The sequence below is a fragment of the Microbispora sp. H10949 genome, from assembly GCF_014161435.1.
Lineage (GTDB): Bacteria > Actinomycetota > Actinomycetes > Streptosporangiales > Streptosporangiaceae > Microbispora > Microbispora triticiradicis.
In genome coordinates, this window is sequence record NZ_JABBWZ010000003.1 from 420,773 (window position 1) to 438,327 (window position 17,555).

Consider the following 17,555-nt stretch of genomic DNA (forward strand, 5'->3'; position numbering starts at 1 on the left):
GTCGCGCACTCGCCAAGATGGGGAGGTGACGACGGGGATTCGCACCAGGAACACCAGGCGTGAGGAGCTCGCGGCCTTCCTGCGCAGCAGGCGCGAGCGGATCCGGCCCGAGGATGTCGGCTTGCCGCCCGGCCTGCGCCGCCGTACACCGGGCCTGCGGCGGGAGGAGGTCGCCCAGCTCGCGGGTGTGGGCGTGACCTGGTACACCTGGCTGGAGCAGGGCCGCCCCATCAACGCGTCGGTGCAGGTGCTCGACGCCATCGCCCGTACGCTGCGGCTGGACGCGGCCGAGCGGGAGCACCTCTACCGGCTGGCGGACCTGCCGGAGATCGCCGATCCGGCGGGCGACGGGGAGGGCCTCGACGCCGAGGTGCACACGATCCTGCGCCGGCTCGACCCGCTGCCCGCGTGCGTCTACAGCGGGCGTTACGACCTGCTCGCCTGGAACGCCGCCTACGGCACGATCTTCGCGTCCGTGGTCGATCGGCCACGGCTCGAGCGTAACGTCCTGTGGCGGGTGTTCACCATGCCGGACTGCTGCTGCCCGCTCGTGAACAAGGACGAGGAACTCCCGCAGATGGTCGCGACGTTGCGGGCGGCCTTCGGCAGGCATGTGGGAGAGCCGGCTTGGACGGGCTTCGTCACCCGGCTGTCGGTGGCCAGCCCGGAGTTCGCCCGAATGTGGGCGATGCATGAGGTGGCCAGACCGGGCGTCCGGATGAAGCTGTTCAAGCACTCGTCGGTGGGCCTGATCCGCCTGACGTCCACCAGCATGGCGCTGGCCGCGCCGCCGGAGACCCGCATCGTGGTCTACACGCCCATGGACGACGAGAGCGGGCAGCGGATCGAATGGCTGGCGGCCCATCCGGAGGTCGCCCACTGCCCGCTGCATGGGGAGCCCGTCCGCGGGTAAAGCCGCAGTCATGGCCTGTCGCATCAGCGAACTCGTCGTCGACTGTCACGACCCCGAGCGGCTCGCCGCGTTCTGGTGCGAGGTGCTCGGCTTCGAGGTCCTCCAGCGCACGGACGGGTGGATCGAGATCGGCCCGCCGGGCGTGGGCTTCGGCGGCCTCCAGCCGACGCTCGTCTTCGCGCCCGTGCCGGAGTGCAAGCGCGGCAAGCTACGCCTGCACATCGACGTCAACCCCACCGACCGCGACCAGGAGGACGAGCTGGAGCGCCTGCTGAAGCTCGGCGCCGTACGGGCCGACGTGGGCCAGACCGGCGAGGAGCGGTGGCATGTGCTCGCCGACCCCGAGGGCAACGAGTTCTGCCTGCTGCGCCGCCGCCTGTGACCTTCCGGCGGGCCGATGCGGTAGCGTCCGGAGCGTGGCGAGGATCTTCACGCTGGACGAGGCCGGGTCGCTGATGCCGGAGGTGCTGGAGCACGCCCGCGCGTTCGTCGCCGTCCGCGCCGACCTCGCGGAGCTCACCCACGACCTGCGGCAGGCCGGGACCTCCGCTCTGGGCGGCCTCGCCGAGGCCAAGGGCCTGGAGGCGCGGATGGACGAGATCCTGAGCTGGTTCGACGCCGAGGAGATCGAGATCAAGGGCGTCGCCCCGCTGCTCGTCGACTTCCCCGCCGTGCTCGGCGGCGTGTCCGTACGGCTGTGCTGGCTGGAGGGGGAGACCGCCCTCGGCTGGTACCACCGCAGCGACCTCGGCTTCCCCGGCCGCCGCCCGCTGCCCTGACCCCAGGGGTGAGGCGGGCGGGGAGGGCCGGGGAGGCTCAGTCCGACAAGTCGTCGAAGCCGTCGAAACCGCCGAAGGCGGCGCCGTACCGGACGCAGACCATGCGGGCCACCGACTCGTGGGCGCCGAGAGGCTCGGCGCAGCCGGCGCCGATGGCCTCGGCCGCCGTCGTGATCCGCTCGCTGTCGGTCTCGGGACCGATGACGTACGGCACCATGGCGAGGCGGTTGGCCCCGATCTTGCGCAGCCGCTCGGCGGCGTCGCGCACCGTCGGCACGCCGTCCAGCGCGGCGGGGACGACGGGAAGCGTCAGGCGGGCGGCCAGCAGGACGGCCGTCGCGTCGGCCCCGCGCGCGGCCTCGTCGCCCCCGGCGGTCGCGACGATGATGCCGTCGACGGGCGAGGAGACGTTGAACAGCCGCATGCGGTCGGCGCGGGCCAGGCCCGCCTCGGACAGCCGTACGTGCAGGGCCTCGGCCAGCAGCGGATGCGGGCCGAGCGGCTCGGTGATCCGCACCGCGGCCCCGCTCTGCGTCACGGCGTCCCGCACGGCGCGCCGGACGCGGGGATGGGGTCCGGTGACGAGCGGCACCACCACCGCCGCCGGTCCGCCGGCCGGCCGCTTGGCCGCGATGTCGGAGAACTCCTTGACGAGATCGGTGCCGCCGTCGGCCAGTGAGACGATGCGAAGGTCGAGTTGCGGATTGTCGATCCGGACGATGGAGGCGACCTCGGCGGCCACGTCGCCCTGGCCCGCCGGATCTCCGGCCCTGCCCGGCACGGCCAGGACCAGGGCGGGCGCGTCGGCCGGCAGGTCGGCCGGCAGCGGCCGTCGGTGGCGGCCGGTCCCGGGCCGGGAGGATCGCTCCCGGGTGGGGAGCTTGGGCGGGTCCTCGTGACCTTCGTTCACATCGGCGGATTCTAGGGCGAAACCGGTCGAAGAGCAGAACCAACGCGCGGCTTGTTGCGGCTTGGTGATCTAGACGTTTTACGTCTCGGTTACTTGACGCTGCTGGTGGCCGTCGCTTTGATAAGGGCCGTCCACGCCGAAAACGATTACAGCTCCCCGCGCGCTGCCACGCGTGGACGAGTACCCGAGAGTCTCCCCAGAGTGAGGTGGCCGTGACCGAGGGTCCCACGATCACCACGATCGCGCAACGCGCCGGCCTGTCGATCGCATCGGTGTCGCGGGTGCTCAACGGGCTGCCCACCCGCGAGGACACGGTGCGCCGGGTCATGCGCGCGGCCGACGAACTCGGCTACGTGCCCAACTCGGTGGCCCGTTCGCTGCGCAACCGCCGCACCCACCAGATCGCCTTCGCGCTGTCCGACATCGGCAACCCCGTCTACGTGGCGATGGTGCGGGAGATCCAGGCCGTGCTGAAGGCGGCCGGATACCGCCTGCTGCTCCACTCGACCGAGGGCGACCCGGAGGACGAGGTGTGCGTGCTGCGCGGGCTGCGGGAGCGCTACGTGGACGGCCTCATCATCAGCCCGCTGCGCGGCGTCGGGGCGGAGCACATCGAGGCCGTCACCACGGCGCGGGTCCCCGTGGTCGTCGTCGGCCCGGTGCCGGAGGGCACGCCGGTGGACAACGTGCGGGGCGACTCGCGGACCGGCGTCCTGCTCGCCATGAACCACCTGCACGGCCTCGGCCGGAGGCGGATCGGCCTGCTCAACGGCCCGCTCGGCACCGCGCCCGGCGCGGCCCGCGCCGCCGCCTACCGGGAGGCGCTGGAACTGCTGGGCCTGCCGTACGACGAGAACCTGGTCGAGGTGGGCGACTTCACGCGCGACCGCGGCGCCCGGGCCGCGCGGGCGCTGCTGGCGCGCGCTCCCGGTCTCGACGCGCTGATGTGCGCCAGCGATCTGATCGCGCTCGGCGCCCTCGACGTGCTGCGGGAGCAGGGCAGGGACGTCCCCCGCGACGTCGCCGTGGTCGGTATGGACGACACCGACCTCGCCTCGGTCGCGTGGCCGTCGCTGACCAGCGTCTCGCTCGGCTGGGCCGAGCGTGGCAGGGCCGCCGCGAGGCTGCTGCTCGACCGTCTGCGGGACGGCTCGCTGCCGCCGCGCGTGGTGACCGTGGAGCCGGGCCTGATGGTCCGGTGCTCGACCGGAGGCGGGCCGGCGACCGCGTTCGCCACCCGTGCCCGCGCCCGTGTCCGTGCGCTCGCGCTCGCCGGGGGAGACCGGCCGTGATCTCGGTGTTCGGCAGCGCCAACATGGACCTCGTGGCGTACGTGGCGCAGGCCCCCAAGCCAGGGGAGACCATCACGGGCCGCGCCTTCCGCACGATCCCCGGAGGCAAGGGGGCCAACCAGGCGATCGCCGCCGCGCGGGCGGGCGGGCGGGTCGCGTTCCTCGGGGCGGTGGGCGACGACGCGTTCGGGCCGGGGCTGCGCGCGGCGCTCGCCGGGGCGGGCGTCGACACGCGCGGAGTGCGGACCGTCCCCGGCCCCTCCGGTGTCGCCCACATCGTCGTGCAGGACGGCGGCGACAACTCGATCATCGTCGTGCCGGGGGCGAACGGCACCCTCACCGGTCCCTCGGCGGAGGACGCGGAGACGATCGGGCGGTCCCGCGCCCTGCTCCTGCAACTGGAACTGCCGATGGAGGCCGTGGTCGCCGCCGCGTGCCTGGCGGGCGCCGTGACGGGCGCCGTGACGGGCGCCGTGGCGGGCGCCGTGACGGGCACGGAGGTGATCCTCACCCCCGCCCCGGCCGTGCCGCTGCCCACCGAACTGCTGGACGCGGTCGGCGTCATCGTGCCGAACGAGCACGAGGCGGCGGTCCTCACCGGGCGGGACGACCCGCGCGACGCGCTGGAGGCGCTGCTCGACCTGGTTCCCGAGGTGGTCGTGACGCTCGGCGCCCGGGGCGCGTTGTACGGCTCCCGCGACGGCGTCCGCCTCCACGAGCCCGCTGTACCGGTTCGGGCGGTGGACACCACGGCGGCGGGGGACACCTTCGCCGGCGCGCTCGCGGTGGCCAGGACCGAGGGGCTCGGCCCCGAGGGGGCGCTGCGCTTCGCCTCGGCGGCGGCGGCGCTGTCGGTCCGGCGCGAGGGCGCGAGCACCTCGATGCCGCACCGGCCCGAGATCGACCGGCTCGTGCGGGACCGAACGTAAATTCTCCGAATACGGAGCGTGATTGACGGGTAGCTCTGCGTTGTCATGTGTCAGTGCTTCGCAGAGAAGAGGTATCCGTTGATCAGATCGTTGGAGCGCGCCGGGATCGCGGCGCTCGTGACCGCCGCCCTGTTCGCGGCCCCGCTGGTTCTCGCGGCGCCCGCCGCCCACGCCGCCGCCGGACGACCGGCCGGGGACGACGTGTACCGCACCTGGTTCACGAGCCACTCGCGGTGCGTGGCGGCGGGCCAGGGCGGGATCGACCGCGGCCACTGGGAGCACTACACCTGCTCCGAGGGTGACTGGTTCTGGCATCTGTGGACCAACCGCTGAGCTGAGACGCGACCCGGCCCCGGCACCCGTCCGCCGGGGCCGGATCACCAGAGCGGAGATCACAGGGGAGGATGAGGGGCGACCGGCCGACTGATTCGTTAGGAGTGCGCATGCAGGTCCACGACCTGTCCGGTGGCGGAGACGTCCTCGCCCGCGTCGAGGGGGTCGCCCGCCGTGCCCTGGAGCGGTACGGGCTGCCCCCGGACGCCGTCGTGACGTTGCTGAACGTGTCGGAGAACGCGACCTTCACCGTGGACGACGGGGAGACACGGGCGATCCTCCGGGTCCACCGGCTCGGCTACCAGTCCCCGGCCGCCATCGCCAGCGAGCTCGCCTGGCTGGAGGCGCTGCGCGAGGAGGCGGGCGTCGTCACGCCGCGAGTGCTGCCGGCCCGCGACGGGTCCCGCGTCGTCACGGTCGAGGATCCGGGCGCCGAGCCCCGCCGCTGTGTGATGTTCGAGTTCCTGCCCGGCGCAGAACCGGCCGAGGACCGGCTGGTGGAGGAGTTCGAGCGGCTGGGCGCGCTGACCGCCCGCATGCACCGGCACGCGCGCGGCTGGGCGAGGCCTGCCTCCTTCACCCGCTTCCACTGGGACCTCGACGCCGCTTTCGGGCCCTCGCCCCGCTGGGGCAGGTGGCAGGACGGTGTGGGGGTGGACCGGGAGGCGCACGCCGTGCTCGCCCGCCTTGAGGCCGAGCTGCGCCGCAGGCTGGGGCGGTACGGCAGGGGCCCGGACCGGTACGGGCTCATCCACGCCGACCTCCGCCTGGCCAACCTGCTGGTGGACGGCGAGGCGGAGGCGAGCGTCATCGACTTCGACGACTGCGGCCTCGGCTGGTACCTCTACGACCTCGCCGCCGCCGTCAGCTTCATCGAGCACCGGCCCGAGGTGCCGCACATGGCGGAGTCGTGGGTGCGCGGCTACCGCACCGTGCTCGACCTCCCGAAGGAGGACGAGGCCGAGATCTGGACGTTCATCATGTTCCGCCGTCTCCTGCTCGTCGCCTGGATCGGCTCCCACCAGGCCGCCGAGGTGGCCGCCCGGCTCGGCGCCGGCTACACACGCGACAGCTGCGAGCTGGCCGAGCGCTATCTGAACGGCTCACTGGGCGGCTCACCGGCCGGGTGACTCCGCGATCACGCCGAGGAAAGTATTCGAAAAGGAACCGGTCAGTTCGGGCGAATCCGGGATCAGAAGGACATTGCGCCGGGTACGGGGAGCGTCGTTCACACATCGTCACCGCGGAGGTGCCAGGTGCTGGACCGGATCGCCGATCCCAGGGGGCGGCGCACGCCGTACGGACCTCCCGACGCGGTGGAACGGCTGGCCGCGGCCCTGCCGGGGCGCATGCGCGACGCGCTTCCCCCGGTCATCCGCCTGGGCAGCCCGTGGCCGGTGCGGGTCGACGTGTTCCTGGAGGACGGCGTCACCGAGGACGAGGTCGAGCGCTGGGTACCCGCGGCGTCGGCGGCCGGCTCCCACGGGGACGCCGTCGACCTGGCGGTGCGCGGCGGGCGGGTGGTGGGCGTACGCGGCCGGGCCGGTGACCGGGTCAACCACGGGAGGCTGGATCCGCGCGAGTGGCCCGCCTGGCGGCCGCGCCCGGGACGGCTGACCCGCCCGCTCGTACGCGAGGGCGGGCGGCTGGTCGAGTCGACGTGGGACGCCGCGATGGACCGCGTCGTGACGCGGTCGAGGCGGCTGCTCGCCGCGCCCGGCGGCTGGGGCCGGATCGCGTTCCACACGGGGCCCCGGCTGTTCCTGGAGGAGCACTACACGCTCGCCGTGATCGGCAAGGCGGGCATCGGCACCCCGCACATGGACGGCGACACCCGGGGGTGCGCGGCGGCGGCAGCGGCCGCCCTCGCGGCGAGCTTCGGCACCGACGGCCAGCCCGGTTCGTACACCGACGTGGACCACTGCGACGCGCTCGCGCTGTGGGGCCACGACTGCGCGGCCTGCCACCCCGTGCTGTGGGAGCGGATGCTCGACCGGAGGCTCGGCCCCGGGCCGCCCGCGATGATCGTGGCCGATCCGGACCGGACGCCCGCGGCCAGGGAGGCTGACGTCCACCTCGCCGTGCGCCGCGGCACCAACGTGGCCCTGCTGAACGGCCTGCTGCACGAACTCCTCGCGAACGGCTGGCACGACGCGGCCTACGTCGCCGCGCACACCGTCGGCGTCGAACGGCTGTGGCGGACCGTCGAGGCCTACCCGGCCAAGCGGGCGGCCGAGATCTGCGGGGTGCCGGTCGCCCGGATCGAGCAGGCCGCCGAGATCCTGGGCGCCGCCGAACGGCTGGTGTCGACCGTCGGCCCGGCCTTCCTCGGCTCCAACCAGGCGACGGCCGCGGCCTGCCAGGTCGACAACCTCCACCTGCTGCTGGGCATGCTGGGCCGGCCCGGGGCGGGGCTGTTCCAGCTCGGCGGCCCGGGCTGCGACGCGCTGGAGACGGGCTCGGCGGGAGACCTGCCCGGCCTGCGCAACTGGGCCGACCCGGGACACGTCCGCGAACTGGCCGGGCTCTGGAACGTCGACCCCGCCGTCATTCCGCACTGGGGGCCGGCCACCCACGCGACCCAGATCCTCGGGTACGCCGAGGAGGGCTCCGTCGGGCTGCTGTGGATCACCGCGTCCGACCCCGTGAGCGCGACTCCAGGGCTCGAACAGGTCCTCGCCCGCGAGGACCTGTTCGTCGTCGTCCAGGATCCGTACCTCACCGAGACCGCGCGGCTCGCCGACGTCGTGTTCCCCGTAGCCGCCTGGGGAGAGAAGACCGGGACGGTGACCGGCGCCGACCGGACGGTGCACCTGTGCGAGAAGGCGGTGGAGCCACCGGGGGAGGCGAGGGCGGACCTCGCCGTCCTGCTCGACTACGCGCGGCGGATGGACCTGCGCGACCGCGACGGCCTGCCGCTCGTCGGCTGGACCGACGCCGAGTCGGCGTTCGAGGCGTGGAAGGCCTGCTCGGGGGGCCGCCCCTGCGACCACACCGGCATCACGTACGACCGGCTGCGGACCGGCGGCGTGCAGTGGCCCTGCACGCCGGCCGGCTCCTACGGCGCGGAACGCCTGTACGCCGGGGGGAGGTTCGCCACCGAGCCGGGGCGCTGCCAGGCGTTCGGCGCGGACCTGGCCACGGGCGCGGAGTACGGCGAGGAGCGGTACCGCGCCGACGACCCCCGGGGGCGGGCGTTCCTCCACGCCGCCGACTACGAGCCGTCTCCGGAGGTGGCCGACGACGAGCATCCGCTGGTTCTCCTCGTCTGCCGGGCGCCGCGCCGATCTCCGGCCCCGCCGCACCTGGAGGTCCATCCGGGCGACGCCGCGGCGTACGGCGTGGAGGAGGGCGACCTCGTGCGGGCCGAGTCGCCCCGGGGCGCGCTGGAGGCCGTCGCCCGGCTGTCGGGTGTGCGGCCGGGAGCCGTCGTCCTCCGGCTCGATGGCCGGTCCGAGGCGGTGGCGCGGGCGGCGGCCGAGCTCACGCTCACCTCGTGGGACCCGGTGTCGCGGCAGCCGCTGCGCACCGCGGTGGCGGTGCGCCTGGTGCGGGTCGCCCCCAGGCCGGGGGAGCCCGCCGGAGCGCTCACGGCCGTGGAGGGCGTCTGCTCCGCCGCCGCGCCCCTCGGGCACGGCGTCGCCGTACGCGAACGCTACGAGGAGGTCTGACGTCCGCGATCACCGGAGAAGGGTGGGGGCCATGGGCACTGACACCGCGCGTACGGCCGGCGGGAAGGCCGTCTCCGGGTGGGCCGATCGGTGACCGTCCACCTGGCGGACTATCTGGAGCTCCTGCTACTGACGGAGCACGAGCTGTCCGGCGGGTTCCACGCGCTGTGGCGCGGCCATCCCCGGGAGCCCGACCTGTGCGGCGTGTGCGAGCGCCTGGCCGCGCAGTGCCGGGCGCACGCCGAGCGGCTCGAGCCGTTCCAGCGGCGATACCGGGGCCCTCAGCAGATGGAGCATCGGATGGAGCCGTGGGCGCCGGATCCGGCGATTCTGGACGCGACGAGGACGGAGCTCCAGCGGGCGGGCCCCGAGGGGGTGGGTCTCGTGACGGCGGTACGCCTGCGGCTGACGCCCGCACGCGCGGCCGGAGGAAAAGGCGGTAACGGCGGGGACGGCGGCGGTCTGGTCCTGCTGCGCGAGCTGCACCGGTTGTACCTTCTCGCGACCGAATGCGAGCTTTCCTGGAGCGTGGTCGCACTGGTCGCCCGCGGGCTCAAGGACGACGATCTCCTCGACCTGGCCGGTCGCTGCACCCCCGAGACGGCCGTTCAATTGCTCTGGCTGCGGACCCGGATGCGCCGGGCCGCGCCGCAGGCCCTCGTCGTGGCGTCCTGGTGAGCCCGCATATCGCGCGGATTCATACAAACGCGGAGAAGAATCGTCCGGAGGGCGCGGTCTCGTTCTCGTCTGTCGCCATTGTCGCAATTCACGACAGGGCTCAGGCAGGGCTGATTCGCCGACAAATGTCGTCATGTAGGGATTATCAAGACCATGTCTCGGGATCGTTGCAGAAAATAGATTGCGCTCAGATGGTGATAATTGGTAGAAAATGATTACGACGAGGCGCGTCGCACAGGCCGGTACGGATGGGCGTGCCCACAGACGACGCCGGTGCTCATGGCGGGGGCCGCACCGGCGGTGCGGAACGCCGGGGAAAGCGCGTCCGGCACCGCGGTCGTTTCATATATATCGGTGCCGACGCCTGCCGCGGCAGGCGTCGGCACCACCGATGTCCGTCCCGCTGTCCGTGTCGACGGCCTGGCGCCGCCATGTGCGTGCGCGGATGCGCGCGGGCGTCACCGTCGAGGACGTCGCTGCGCGAATGTCCTGGGTGATGCCGGTGCGGGAAGTAGCCGCACCGGAGACGTCGCCACCTGGGATTCGATTGCCGATGAGGCGGAAGGACGGCCTGCCAGGCCTCGGCGGTACCGCCGCAGGGGTGCCAGGATATGGGTGGTGGGCGATACTGGGATTGAACCAGTGACCTCTTCCGTGTCAGGGAAGCGCTCTCCCGCTGAGCTAATCGCCCGTGCCCGGATGTCGTCCGGGCTCCGAGCGGAAGACGGGATTCGAACCCGCGACCCTCACCTTGGCAAGGTGATGCTCTACCACTGAGCCACTTCCGCAGCCATCGCTCGGGTTTCCCCGGCGACGCGTGCTCAACTCTAGCGGATCCCCGGGGGTGCCGGTGCCAACTGTTCCCATCCGGAGAGCGATCCGAGAGCGACCGGGGGGCTCGGCGTCGCGGTGAGCCGTTGACCCGCCGGAGAGGACGTGCGCAGGATGAGGCGCAACCGTACGCGAAGGGAGTTACCCGCCATGGCGAAAGTGCTCATCATCACGGGCGACGCGGCCGAGGACCTGGAGGTGATGTATCCATACCAGCGGCTTCTGGAGGAGGGCTACAAGACGCACATCGCGGCGCCTTCGGCGAAGAAGCTCCAGTTCGTCGTGCACGACTTCGTCGAGGGCTTCGACACCTACACCGAGAAGCCGGGCCACACCTGGGCGGCCGACGTGGCCTTCGCCGACGTGGACCCGGCGGAGTACGATGCGCTGGTGATCCCCGGCGGGCGCGCGCCCGAGTACCTCCGCGGCGACCGCGACGTCCAGGAGATCGTGCGGCACTTCGCCGGCGCGGGCAAGCCGATCGCCGCGCTCTGTCACGGTCCGCTGATCCTGGCCGCGGCCGGGGTGCTCAAGGGCCGGGAGAGCAGCGCGTACCCCGCCTGCGCCACGGACGTCGAGAACGGCGGCGGCACCTGGGTCGACAGCGAGGCGCACGTCGACCGGAACCTGGTGACCGGGCGGGCCTGGCCCGACCACCCCGCCTGGATGCGCGCGTTCATGAAGGTGCTGAGGGCCGCCGTCCCGGCGGGCTGATCACGACACCTACTTTCGGGGACGGATCCGCTATCGGGGCTGTCATCCTGTGAACCCGAAAAGTTCAACGGCTGTGAGAAGACGAGAGTGCTGCACTGGGGTGTGGCGGACCCCGGATTCTTGCGGCGAAACGGCAGCCGTTACTGAGAGCGTAAGCGACCGCGTGAAGAGGGCGGCCGGATCTGCCTTACACGGACATGATGCCGCTCCTCTTCGGTGTCGCGCCCGAGGTGTCACATGATGCCTTGCTGCTTCTCGACCGGCTGCCGAGCAACGTCGTCGTGACGGTCGTCGAACTGAAACGGCCCATGGGCATGGAGGAGCTCAAGAAGACGACCGCCCTGATGTCGTTGGGCCTCATCCTGTCGCCTCTGGCACCCATGACGCGGCCGCGCCGCACGATCTCCTGGGCGTCGCGGTCGCCCCGGCATACTCGCGCACGGCCGCCGGGGATCACCAGCGCGACCACTCCCCGCGGTTCACTTCGGCGAAGACCACGCCGGCCGCGTATGCGTGGTCGGCTTCTGCCTGGGCGGGCAGGTCCGATTGCGGCGCTGTGCCACGGCCCGCTGGTGCTGGCGGCGGCGGGGGTGCTGAAGGGCCGGGAGAGAAGCGCGTATCCGGCCTGTGCCCTGGACGTCGAGATCGGCGGTAGCACGTGGGTGGACAGCGAGGTGCACGTCGACCAGAACCTCGTGACCGGGAGGGCCTGGCCGGACCACCCCGCGTGGATGCGCCGCCTTGAACACCGGGTTCGTCCTCGTACGAACCGTGTCGGCCAGATAGAACCTCCCGGCCGCGTCCGGCCCTGCTGTTGGTGGCGATCACCCACCCGGTGCCGTGCGCGAAGCGCCCGCCGTGTGATAGCACGATGATCTTTGTTGATTTTTGCGGGAAATGGAAATTTTCTATATGCATTTTAGTGGCATCCAGAAAAAATATATTTTTTTCTGACCAAGTTCCCCGCTTGTCGCATGTTGTGCATGTGTCCGCATGGCTGATACAAAAGCGCGTGGCAACCCACCTCTTACGAAGGGGAATTTGTGAGAAAGTTGCGGCGCGTTCTCCCTGTTTTACGGGGAGTTTCCATGCGGTCGTCGGGGAGGAGGAAAACCCTGGTGGCGGCTCTGGTCCTGGCGGTACTCGCGACGGGCTTACCGGCGATGGCAGAGGACGCCTCCCAGGCGTCCGGCGCGGTTCCGCAACCGGTGCCGCCACCGCTGACGCAATTTCCGAAACCAAGGGATGCGGACGCCCTTTTACGGCAGGCGATCGCGGAGGCGAAAAAACAAGGCAAGCCGGTGCAGGTGCGGTCCATGGACAGCGAGACGAGCTGGACCTGGGCATATCCCGACTCCCATCTCACCACGGAGACCTGGGCGGGACCCGCTCGCGTCAAGCAGCCGGATGGCACGTTCCGCTGGGTCGACACAACGCTTGAGGAGCGCGACGGCGCGCTCTATCCCAAGGTCGCGAAGGTGGGCGTGCGGATCGGCGATGGCGGTGACACCCACCTCGCAACTCTGGAACGTGCCGAGAAGGGCCAGTCGTTCGCAGTGGACTGGCCTGCGAAACTGCCCAAGCCGCGGATCGAGGGCAACAAGGCGATCTACGACATCTCCACATCTGATCTCAAGGCGGATCTGGTCGTCACCGCGCTGGCCACCGGCTTCCGGCACGACGTGGTGCTGCGCGAGCGGCCCACCGGCCCTGTGGAGTTCCGTCTCCCGGTGCGGACGGAGGGCCTGAAGCTGAGCGAGACCAAGGCGGGCGGGCTGAAACTGACCGACGCCAAGGGCAAGGTCGTGGCCTCTGCGGCCGAGCCGTTCATGATGGAGGCGCCGAGCACAGACGCGAAGTCCGCGCCGAACATGCGCGGCCAGATCGACACGCAAGTGGTCGGCAAGGCCGGTGACCAGACGCTCGTCATCAAACCGGATCCCAAGTTCCTGGCGGACAAGGACACGACGTACCCCGTCACCGTCGATCCGACCGTCTCGCTGACCGCGACGATGGATGCCTGGATACAGTCCAGGACGGGTGCCGCGGACGCGACCGACTCGGTCCTGAACGTCGGCACCGGCACGTACTACCAGTCCGAGCGCCGCTGCTCGGGCAGCGTGTGCTCCTACACCAACAAGATCTACCCGAACTTCCTTCGGGGCTATGTGGGCTTCGGCGACGATGCCGGCGGCGTCGCCGGCAAGTACGTGGAGTCGGCGACGCTGCAGTTGCTCGGCTCCTACGCCGGCTCATGCGTGGGTCGTACGCTCACCGCGTCGCCGGTCACTTCCTCCTGGGACACGGACTCGCTGTCGTGGAACCTGCGGCCGTCCACCACGAGCACGGGGGCGGTCACGATCACCCCCAGCTGCGGCTCCGACACGGTCACCAGTCTCAACGTCACCCAGATGGCCAGGAACTGGTCGGCCGGAGGCGGGTTCTACGGGGTGGAACTCAAGTCGACGGAGGACACCCGGTCCAGCTGGCCCGACGAGTCGAACCCGATCTCGGCCCAGTACTGGTCGTTCTACTCCGTCGAGTCCGGCCAGTCGCCGCCGAAGCTGAGCGTCAACTACCTGCTGCCACCGGAGATTCCCACGGTGACGGGGGAGTCGATCGACTCGATCGCCGGTACCGACGCCATCTCCCGCACCAGCGACGTGAAGGTCAACTACTCCTCGACCTCCATAGACGGCAAGAAGCTGGACTACCTGGTCTCGATCTCCGACCCGACTACGCCCATCCCGGTTCCCACCACAACACCGTCGCCGAGCCCCAGTCCGTCGCCGACTCCGTCTCCGTCCCCGGCGGGCACCGCCGTTCCCGGGCTGGTCGCCGCGTACGGGATGAACGAGGGCACGGGAACGGCGGTGGCGGACCAGTCCGGCACCGGCAACGCGGGCACGGCGAGCGGCACGGCCTGGGCGGTCGGCAAGTTCGGCCAGGCATTGTCGTTCAACGGCACCTCCAGCAGGGTGAATGTGAACAACTCCGCCTCACTGCAGCTCACGAACAAGATGACCATCGAGGCGTGGGTCAAGCCCTCCAGCGTCAGCGGATACCGCACGGTCATCATGAAGGAGGCGTCGAGCGATGCGTCCTACGCCCTTTACTCCAGCATCAACGGTGGCTTCTTCCCCGGAATGGGGATGTCGGGACCCACGAGTTAGCTGCAGATCGGCGGAAGCATCGCCAGCGTCACCGGCCCGACCGCGCTGCCGACGAATACCTGGAGCCATATCGCCAGCACCTACGACGGCACAGTCATCAAGACCTACGTCAACGGCACCGTGGTCGCCCAGAGCACTGTCAGCGGCAACCTCGCGTCCAGCACCGCGCCTCTGCGCATCGGAGGCAACAGCATCTACGGTGAGTACTTCAGCGGGTTGATCGACGAGGTCAGGGTCTACAACGTCGCTCTCACCCAAGGGCAGGTCCAGTCCGACATGAACACCGCCGTCGGCAACACGGCGACGGTGGACAATCCGCCGACCGCTCCGGGGACGCTTAACGCGGTCGCCGGTCCCGACACCGTCGACCTGTCCTGGGCCGCGGCCACCGACGACCGAGGCACGGTCACCTACCAGGTGCACCGCTCGACGACCGCCGGCTTCACCCCGTCGGCGGCCACCCGCGTCGCCACGGTGAACGGCCTGACCTACAGCGACAGCGGCATGGTCCAGGGCCAGTACTACTACCGGATCGTGGCGGTTGACAGCGCCGGCCAAATGGGCCCGGCGTCCAACGAGGTCGCGGCAAGGACCTCCGCGCAACTCTTCCCGCCTGTCACGGGGTCGCCTTCGGGTCAGGTGGTGAGCAACGAGTTCCAGCTGGGCAGCCCCGACAGCTTCAAATTCAAGATCAAGGCCTGCCTGAGCGGCATCCCGGTCCGTATCTGCAACGAGACCCCTTACTACCGCATCACCACGGACGCGCCGTATGCCCCGACCGACACCGGAACAGGCCTGGGCGATCCCCAGGTTCCCAGCCTTTCGGCGGTGGTAGCCCGACCGTCCGGCGGCGCCGTCACCGCCAAGTTCTTCCTCCTGAACAGCCTCGGACAGCCCGTCGGATCCGTACCGCTGGTACAGCGAACTGTTCCTGGCAGGGAGCGCGTATCCATCGAAGTCCCCGAGGGAGTCGTGCAGGCCGGACAGACGTATTCCTGGCAGGCTCAAACGTGTATCCAGGAGATCTGCTCGTCGAAGAGCGAGCCTGAGACCTTCACAGTTGACCCGGTTGAGGGCGAAGACAACACGGCGCCCTCCACGCAATCGGTGGTCCTTGCGCAGGATCATCTGTATCTGAAATCCGGCAAGAGCAATCCGACCGGCTGCGGCGGCGCGCCGTGTGCCCTTACGGACGCAAGCGCGATCACGGTGGACGGCACGGTGGGCAACGCTACCGTGACGGCACTTGCTATCAACCTCTCCGATATCCCAGACGGATCCATGATCGATGGTGCCTTGTTGAGCCTGGGATCAGCTACGTGTGAGGAGGGTGCCTGCCCAGCGGACGCCACTGTGTCGCTCCGTCCCCTCTCTGGCTCGGTGACCTCTGAGACGAAGGCCTCGGAACTGGCAGGCATGGCTCTTACGGCGACCTATCAGGCCACCCTAGCCAATCCACAGCTAGAGGTCGGGGACGATGCCTACGCATGGTTCTTGGTAGAGACCAGCAGGGCGGGCCGCATGACCTTCGGAGCGCCGGGTGCGAACGCACCGATGTCGGTCAAGATCAGTTATGTGCCCTCGGGGCCGCCCACGCCGGTCCTGAACCTCGTTGCCGTTCCCGGTGACGGTTCCGCCACCGTGAGCTGGGGATTACCGGAGTCGAACGGGTCGATGTCGGTGCTGGAAGCTTATGACGTGGAAGTCCTCGACGCCGCCGGAACGGTCGTGGACAGCGAGGCGACTGAGGACGCAACTCTCGGGATCGACGGTCTCACGAACGACGCCACATATACAGTGCGCGTGCGTGCCTCGACGCGGTTTGGTGAAAGCGCTTGGTCAACCACGACGGTGACCCCGAAGGCTCCTCCGGGCTGTGGTGCTGCCACGTATGCCGATGAGATCGAGAACTACTACAAGGCCCAGGATGCGGTCCTTGAGGGCCAGGCGCCAGACGTGTGGAGCGCTTCGGGGATGACTCCGAACTCCAGGGTCGCGGGCGCCGTCTCGGTCCTGAACACTCCGCTGACCCGGGAGTTTCAGTCGCTTGCCGACGCAGGAATCACCCGGAGCGACTCTGGGGTGACGTTGAAAAACGTCGTAGTGTCGCCTTGGCCAGACGGTAAGGTTCACGTATCGGCTACGGTGGAACGAACCTGGAAGGAAACGATTTCGGTGCCGTCGTCCGGTGCCGCATCCGTTAAGTCGCAGGATGACGCCGGTACGCCAGGTCAGGTCGAACCGCGCGGCAGCAGCGCGAATGTCACCTACACCTTCGATCCATGTAAACGTCTGGATGTCCTCATCGAGACGTCGGATCAGAACGAAGACTCCAGTGATTACATCGATGCCGGCACTGGTTCTTCCGTGGGAGATGGGGCTGATGTGCTTGGCAAGTACTTCGGTGTGTCGTCGGGAGCGTCTCTGGCCGCCGCCGCCCCAGCCCCGAGGGTGAAGTCCACCTCTTGGGCCGCGGCAGCGCCCTGCTACCGTCGTTGGACAGGGTACAAGATCAGTAGCAAGGTCAGTAAGGGCCTTGCGAAGGGCATGCAACTCGAGGTCGTCGGCGGTTCCCGCTGGGTTGTGTGCGATCCCCGGCTCGACAGCCACGAATGGGATGTCGACCAGATCGGCGCCGTCACTACTCTCTACACTAATTCCTCGTTCCGTAATCCGAAGGTCAAGAAGAACGGAGAGCTTGTCGCGGATAAAGCCGCAAAGAAAAGCAACGACTACATCCGCAAATGGTCCAACGTAGAGGTAACCACCACCCCCTGCTTCCAAGTGAAGCAGACTCAGGTGCAGGCGGGTGCAGAAGTAGGGGTGGGTGGAGAGTTCGGAGACGTGATCGCCCTGAGCGTCTCAGGCGCGGTCAGTGCGACGATAGCCGCAAGCGCCACGAAGGACTGTGAGCCGACCGCTCAGGCCCTTGGCAGAGTAGGTGGCTCTAACAGCAGCGTCGCCTTCCGTACCTCCATGTGGGGGCCTAACCATTCTGCGATTGCCACATGTCTTACAGCTGCAGGCCAGTGGTGTGACGTCACGCGATATCGCCAGAGCACCACAGGAACCTTCAACTTCGCAAAAAGCAAGGGGGTGGACGCGCACCTCAAGCTGTCCCCGACCACTCCCTGGCTGGATTACGCCTATCGTTGCGACACGTTGTACAAAACGTGTTTTGCATAGTTTGGGATGGTGCGGTGGCCCACGACACGGCGGAGTCTGAGCGAGGCCCGTTCTCTCGTGTCGCCCCCGTGAGTCACTAGTCGTGGTGGCACCGGATTAGGACTCCGAAGCGCAATTTTGAACGATTTGTGAGCCTCATGCGAGGT

General features: G+C 69.7%; 14 protein-coding genes and 2 tRNA genes. 13 read left to right on the forward strand and 3 right to left on the reverse strand.

All coding sequences use genetic code 11. The annotated features are described in order from the left end of the window. Positions 1-25 precede the first annotated feature (25 nt). The 3 genes from HHX40_RS09345 to HHX40_RS09355 are packed head-to-tail and all read left to right on the forward strand — an operon-like array spanning position 26 to position 1,692. Positions 26-913 (forward strand): helix-turn-helix transcriptional regulator, encoded by an 888-nt coding sequence (locus tag HHX40_RS09345; protein ID WP_182880203.1) that lies wholly within the window; start codon positions 26-28, stop codon positions 911-913. A gap of 10 nt (positions 914-923) precedes the next feature. After that, positions 924-1,295 (forward strand): VOC family protein, encoded by a 372-nt coding sequence (locus HHX40_RS09350; protein WP_182880204.1) that lies wholly within the window; start codon positions 924-926, stop codon positions 1,293-1,295. A gap of 34 nt (positions 1,296-1,329) precedes the next feature. After that, positions 1,330-1,692, forward strand: a complete 363-nt coding sequence (locus HHX40_RS09355; protein ID WP_244301765.1) for a DUF2203 domain-containing protein — start codon at positions 1,330-1,332, stop codon at positions 1,690-1,692. 37 nt (positions 1,693-1,729) lie between these two features. Here HHX40_RS09355 and HHX40_RS09360 read toward each other — a convergent pair whose 3' ends face one another. Next, positions 1,730-2,602 carry a sirohydrochlorin chelatase gene (locus HHX40_RS09360; RefSeq protein ID WP_165900667.1) on the reverse strand — a complete coding sequence of 291 codons (873 nt, stop codon included), beginning with the start codon at positions 2,600-2,602 and terminating at the stop codon, positions 1,730-1,732. A gap of 212 nt (positions 2,603-2,814) precedes the next feature. Between HHX40_RS09360 and HHX40_RS09365 the strand changes: the two genes are divergently transcribed. From HHX40_RS09365 to HHX40_RS09390, 6 genes are all read left to right on the forward strand, one after another. Continuing rightward, positions 2,815-3,894: a LacI family DNA-binding transcriptional regulator gene (locus HHX40_RS09365; protein WP_111700681.1), complete on the forward strand. Its 1,080-nt coding sequence runs from the start codon at positions 2,815-2,817 to the stop codon at positions 3,892-3,894. Next, positions 3,891-4,823: a ribokinase gene (locus HHX40_RS09370; RefSeq protein WP_182880205.1), complete on the forward strand. Its 933-nt coding sequence runs from the start codon at positions 3,891-3,893 to the stop codon at positions 4,821-4,823. Before HHX40_RS09365 ends, HHX40_RS09370 begins: the two co-directional genes overlap by 4 nt. Before the next feature lie 78 nt (positions 4,824-4,901). Beyond that, the gene (locus tag HHX40_RS09375; protein ID WP_133305992.1) at positions 4,902-5,156 is read left to right on the forward strand and encodes a hypothetical protein; all 255 of its coding nucleotides are present in this window, start codon (positions 4,902-4,904) and stop codon (positions 5,154-5,156) included. Between the two features lie 110 nt (positions 5,157-5,266). Then, a complete protein-coding gene (locus HHX40_RS09380; protein ID WP_182880206.1) occupies positions 5,267-6,286 on the forward strand; it encodes a phosphotransferase enzyme family protein in 1,020 nt (339 codons plus the stop codon). A gap of 126 nt (positions 6,287-6,412) precedes the next feature. Then, positions 6,413-8,827, forward strand: a complete 2,415-nt coding sequence (locus HHX40_RS09385; RefSeq protein WP_182880207.1) for a molybdopterin oxidoreductase family protein — start codon at positions 6,413-6,415, stop codon at positions 8,825-8,827. A gap of 90 nt (positions 8,828-8,917) precedes the next feature. Continuing rightward, positions 8,918-9,505 (forward strand): hypothetical protein, encoded by a 588-nt coding sequence (locus HHX40_RS09390; RefSeq protein ID WP_182880208.1) that lies wholly within the window; start codon positions 8,918-8,920, stop codon positions 9,503-9,505. A 616-nt stretch (positions 9,506-10,121) separates the two neighbouring features. Here the strand turns inward: HHX40_RS09390 and HHX40_RS09395 are convergent. Continuing rightward, a tRNA-Val gene (locus HHX40_RS09395) sits at positions 10,122-10,196 on the reverse strand. 25 nt (positions 10,197-10,221) lie between these two features. Next, a tRNA-Gly gene (locus HHX40_RS09400) sits at positions 10,222-10,293 on the reverse strand. 193 nt (positions 10,294-10,486) lie between these two features. Here HHX40_RS09400 and HHX40_RS09405 point away from each other — a divergent pair. The 4 genes from HHX40_RS09405 to HHX40_RS09420 all read left to right on the forward strand — a co-directional run bounded on the left by HHX40_RS09405 (position 10,487) and on the right by HHX40_RS09420 (position 17,409). After that, positions 10,487-11,050, forward strand: coding sequence for a DJ-1/PfpI family protein (locus HHX40_RS09405; RefSeq protein WP_182880209.1), 564 nt, complete (start codon positions 10,487-10,489; stop codon positions 11,048-11,050). Positions 11,051-11,559: 509 nt separating this feature from the next. After that, positions 11,560-11,925, forward strand: a complete 366-nt coding sequence (locus HHX40_RS38140; protein ID WP_396787740.1) for a DJ-1/PfpI family protein — start codon at positions 11,560-11,562, stop codon at positions 11,923-11,925. Between the two features lie 441 nt (positions 11,926-12,366). After that, entirely contained in the window at positions 12,367-14,223 is a 1,857-nt protein-coding gene (locus HHX40_RS09415) for a DNRLRE domain-containing protein (RefSeq protein WP_182880210.1), read from the forward strand. A gap of 18 nt (positions 14,224-14,241) precedes the next feature. Then, positions 14,242-17,409 (forward strand): LamG-like jellyroll fold domain-containing protein, encoded by a 3,168-nt coding sequence (locus HHX40_RS09420; protein ID WP_310738027.1) that lies wholly within the window; start codon positions 14,242-14,244, stop codon positions 17,407-17,409. Positions 17,410-17,555: the final 146 nt, after the last annotated feature.

What these genes read in the sequence shown, in the direction of transcription:
- HHX40_RS09350 (WP_182880204.1), top strand. Translation starts at nt 924, where the DNA reads ATGGCCTGTCGCATCAGCGAACTCGTCGTCGACTGTCACGACCCCGAG.
- HHX40_RS09380 (WP_182880206.1), top strand. Translation starts at nt 5,267, where the DNA reads ATGCAGGTCCACGACCTGTCCGGTGGCGGAGACGTCCTCGCCCGCGTC.
- HHX40_RS09405 (WP_182880209.1), top strand. Translation starts at nt 10,487, where the DNA reads ATGGCGAAAGTGCTCATCATCACGGGCGACGCGGCCGAGGACCTGGAG.
- HHX40_RS38140 (WP_396787740.1), top strand. Translation starts at nt 11,560, where the DNA reads ATGCGTGGTCGGCTTCTGCCTGGGCGGGCAGGTCCGATTGCGGCGCTG.
- HHX40_RS09415 (WP_182880210.1), top strand. Translation starts at nt 12,367, where the DNA reads ATGGACAGCGAGACGAGCTGGACCTGGGCATATCCCGACTCCCATCTC.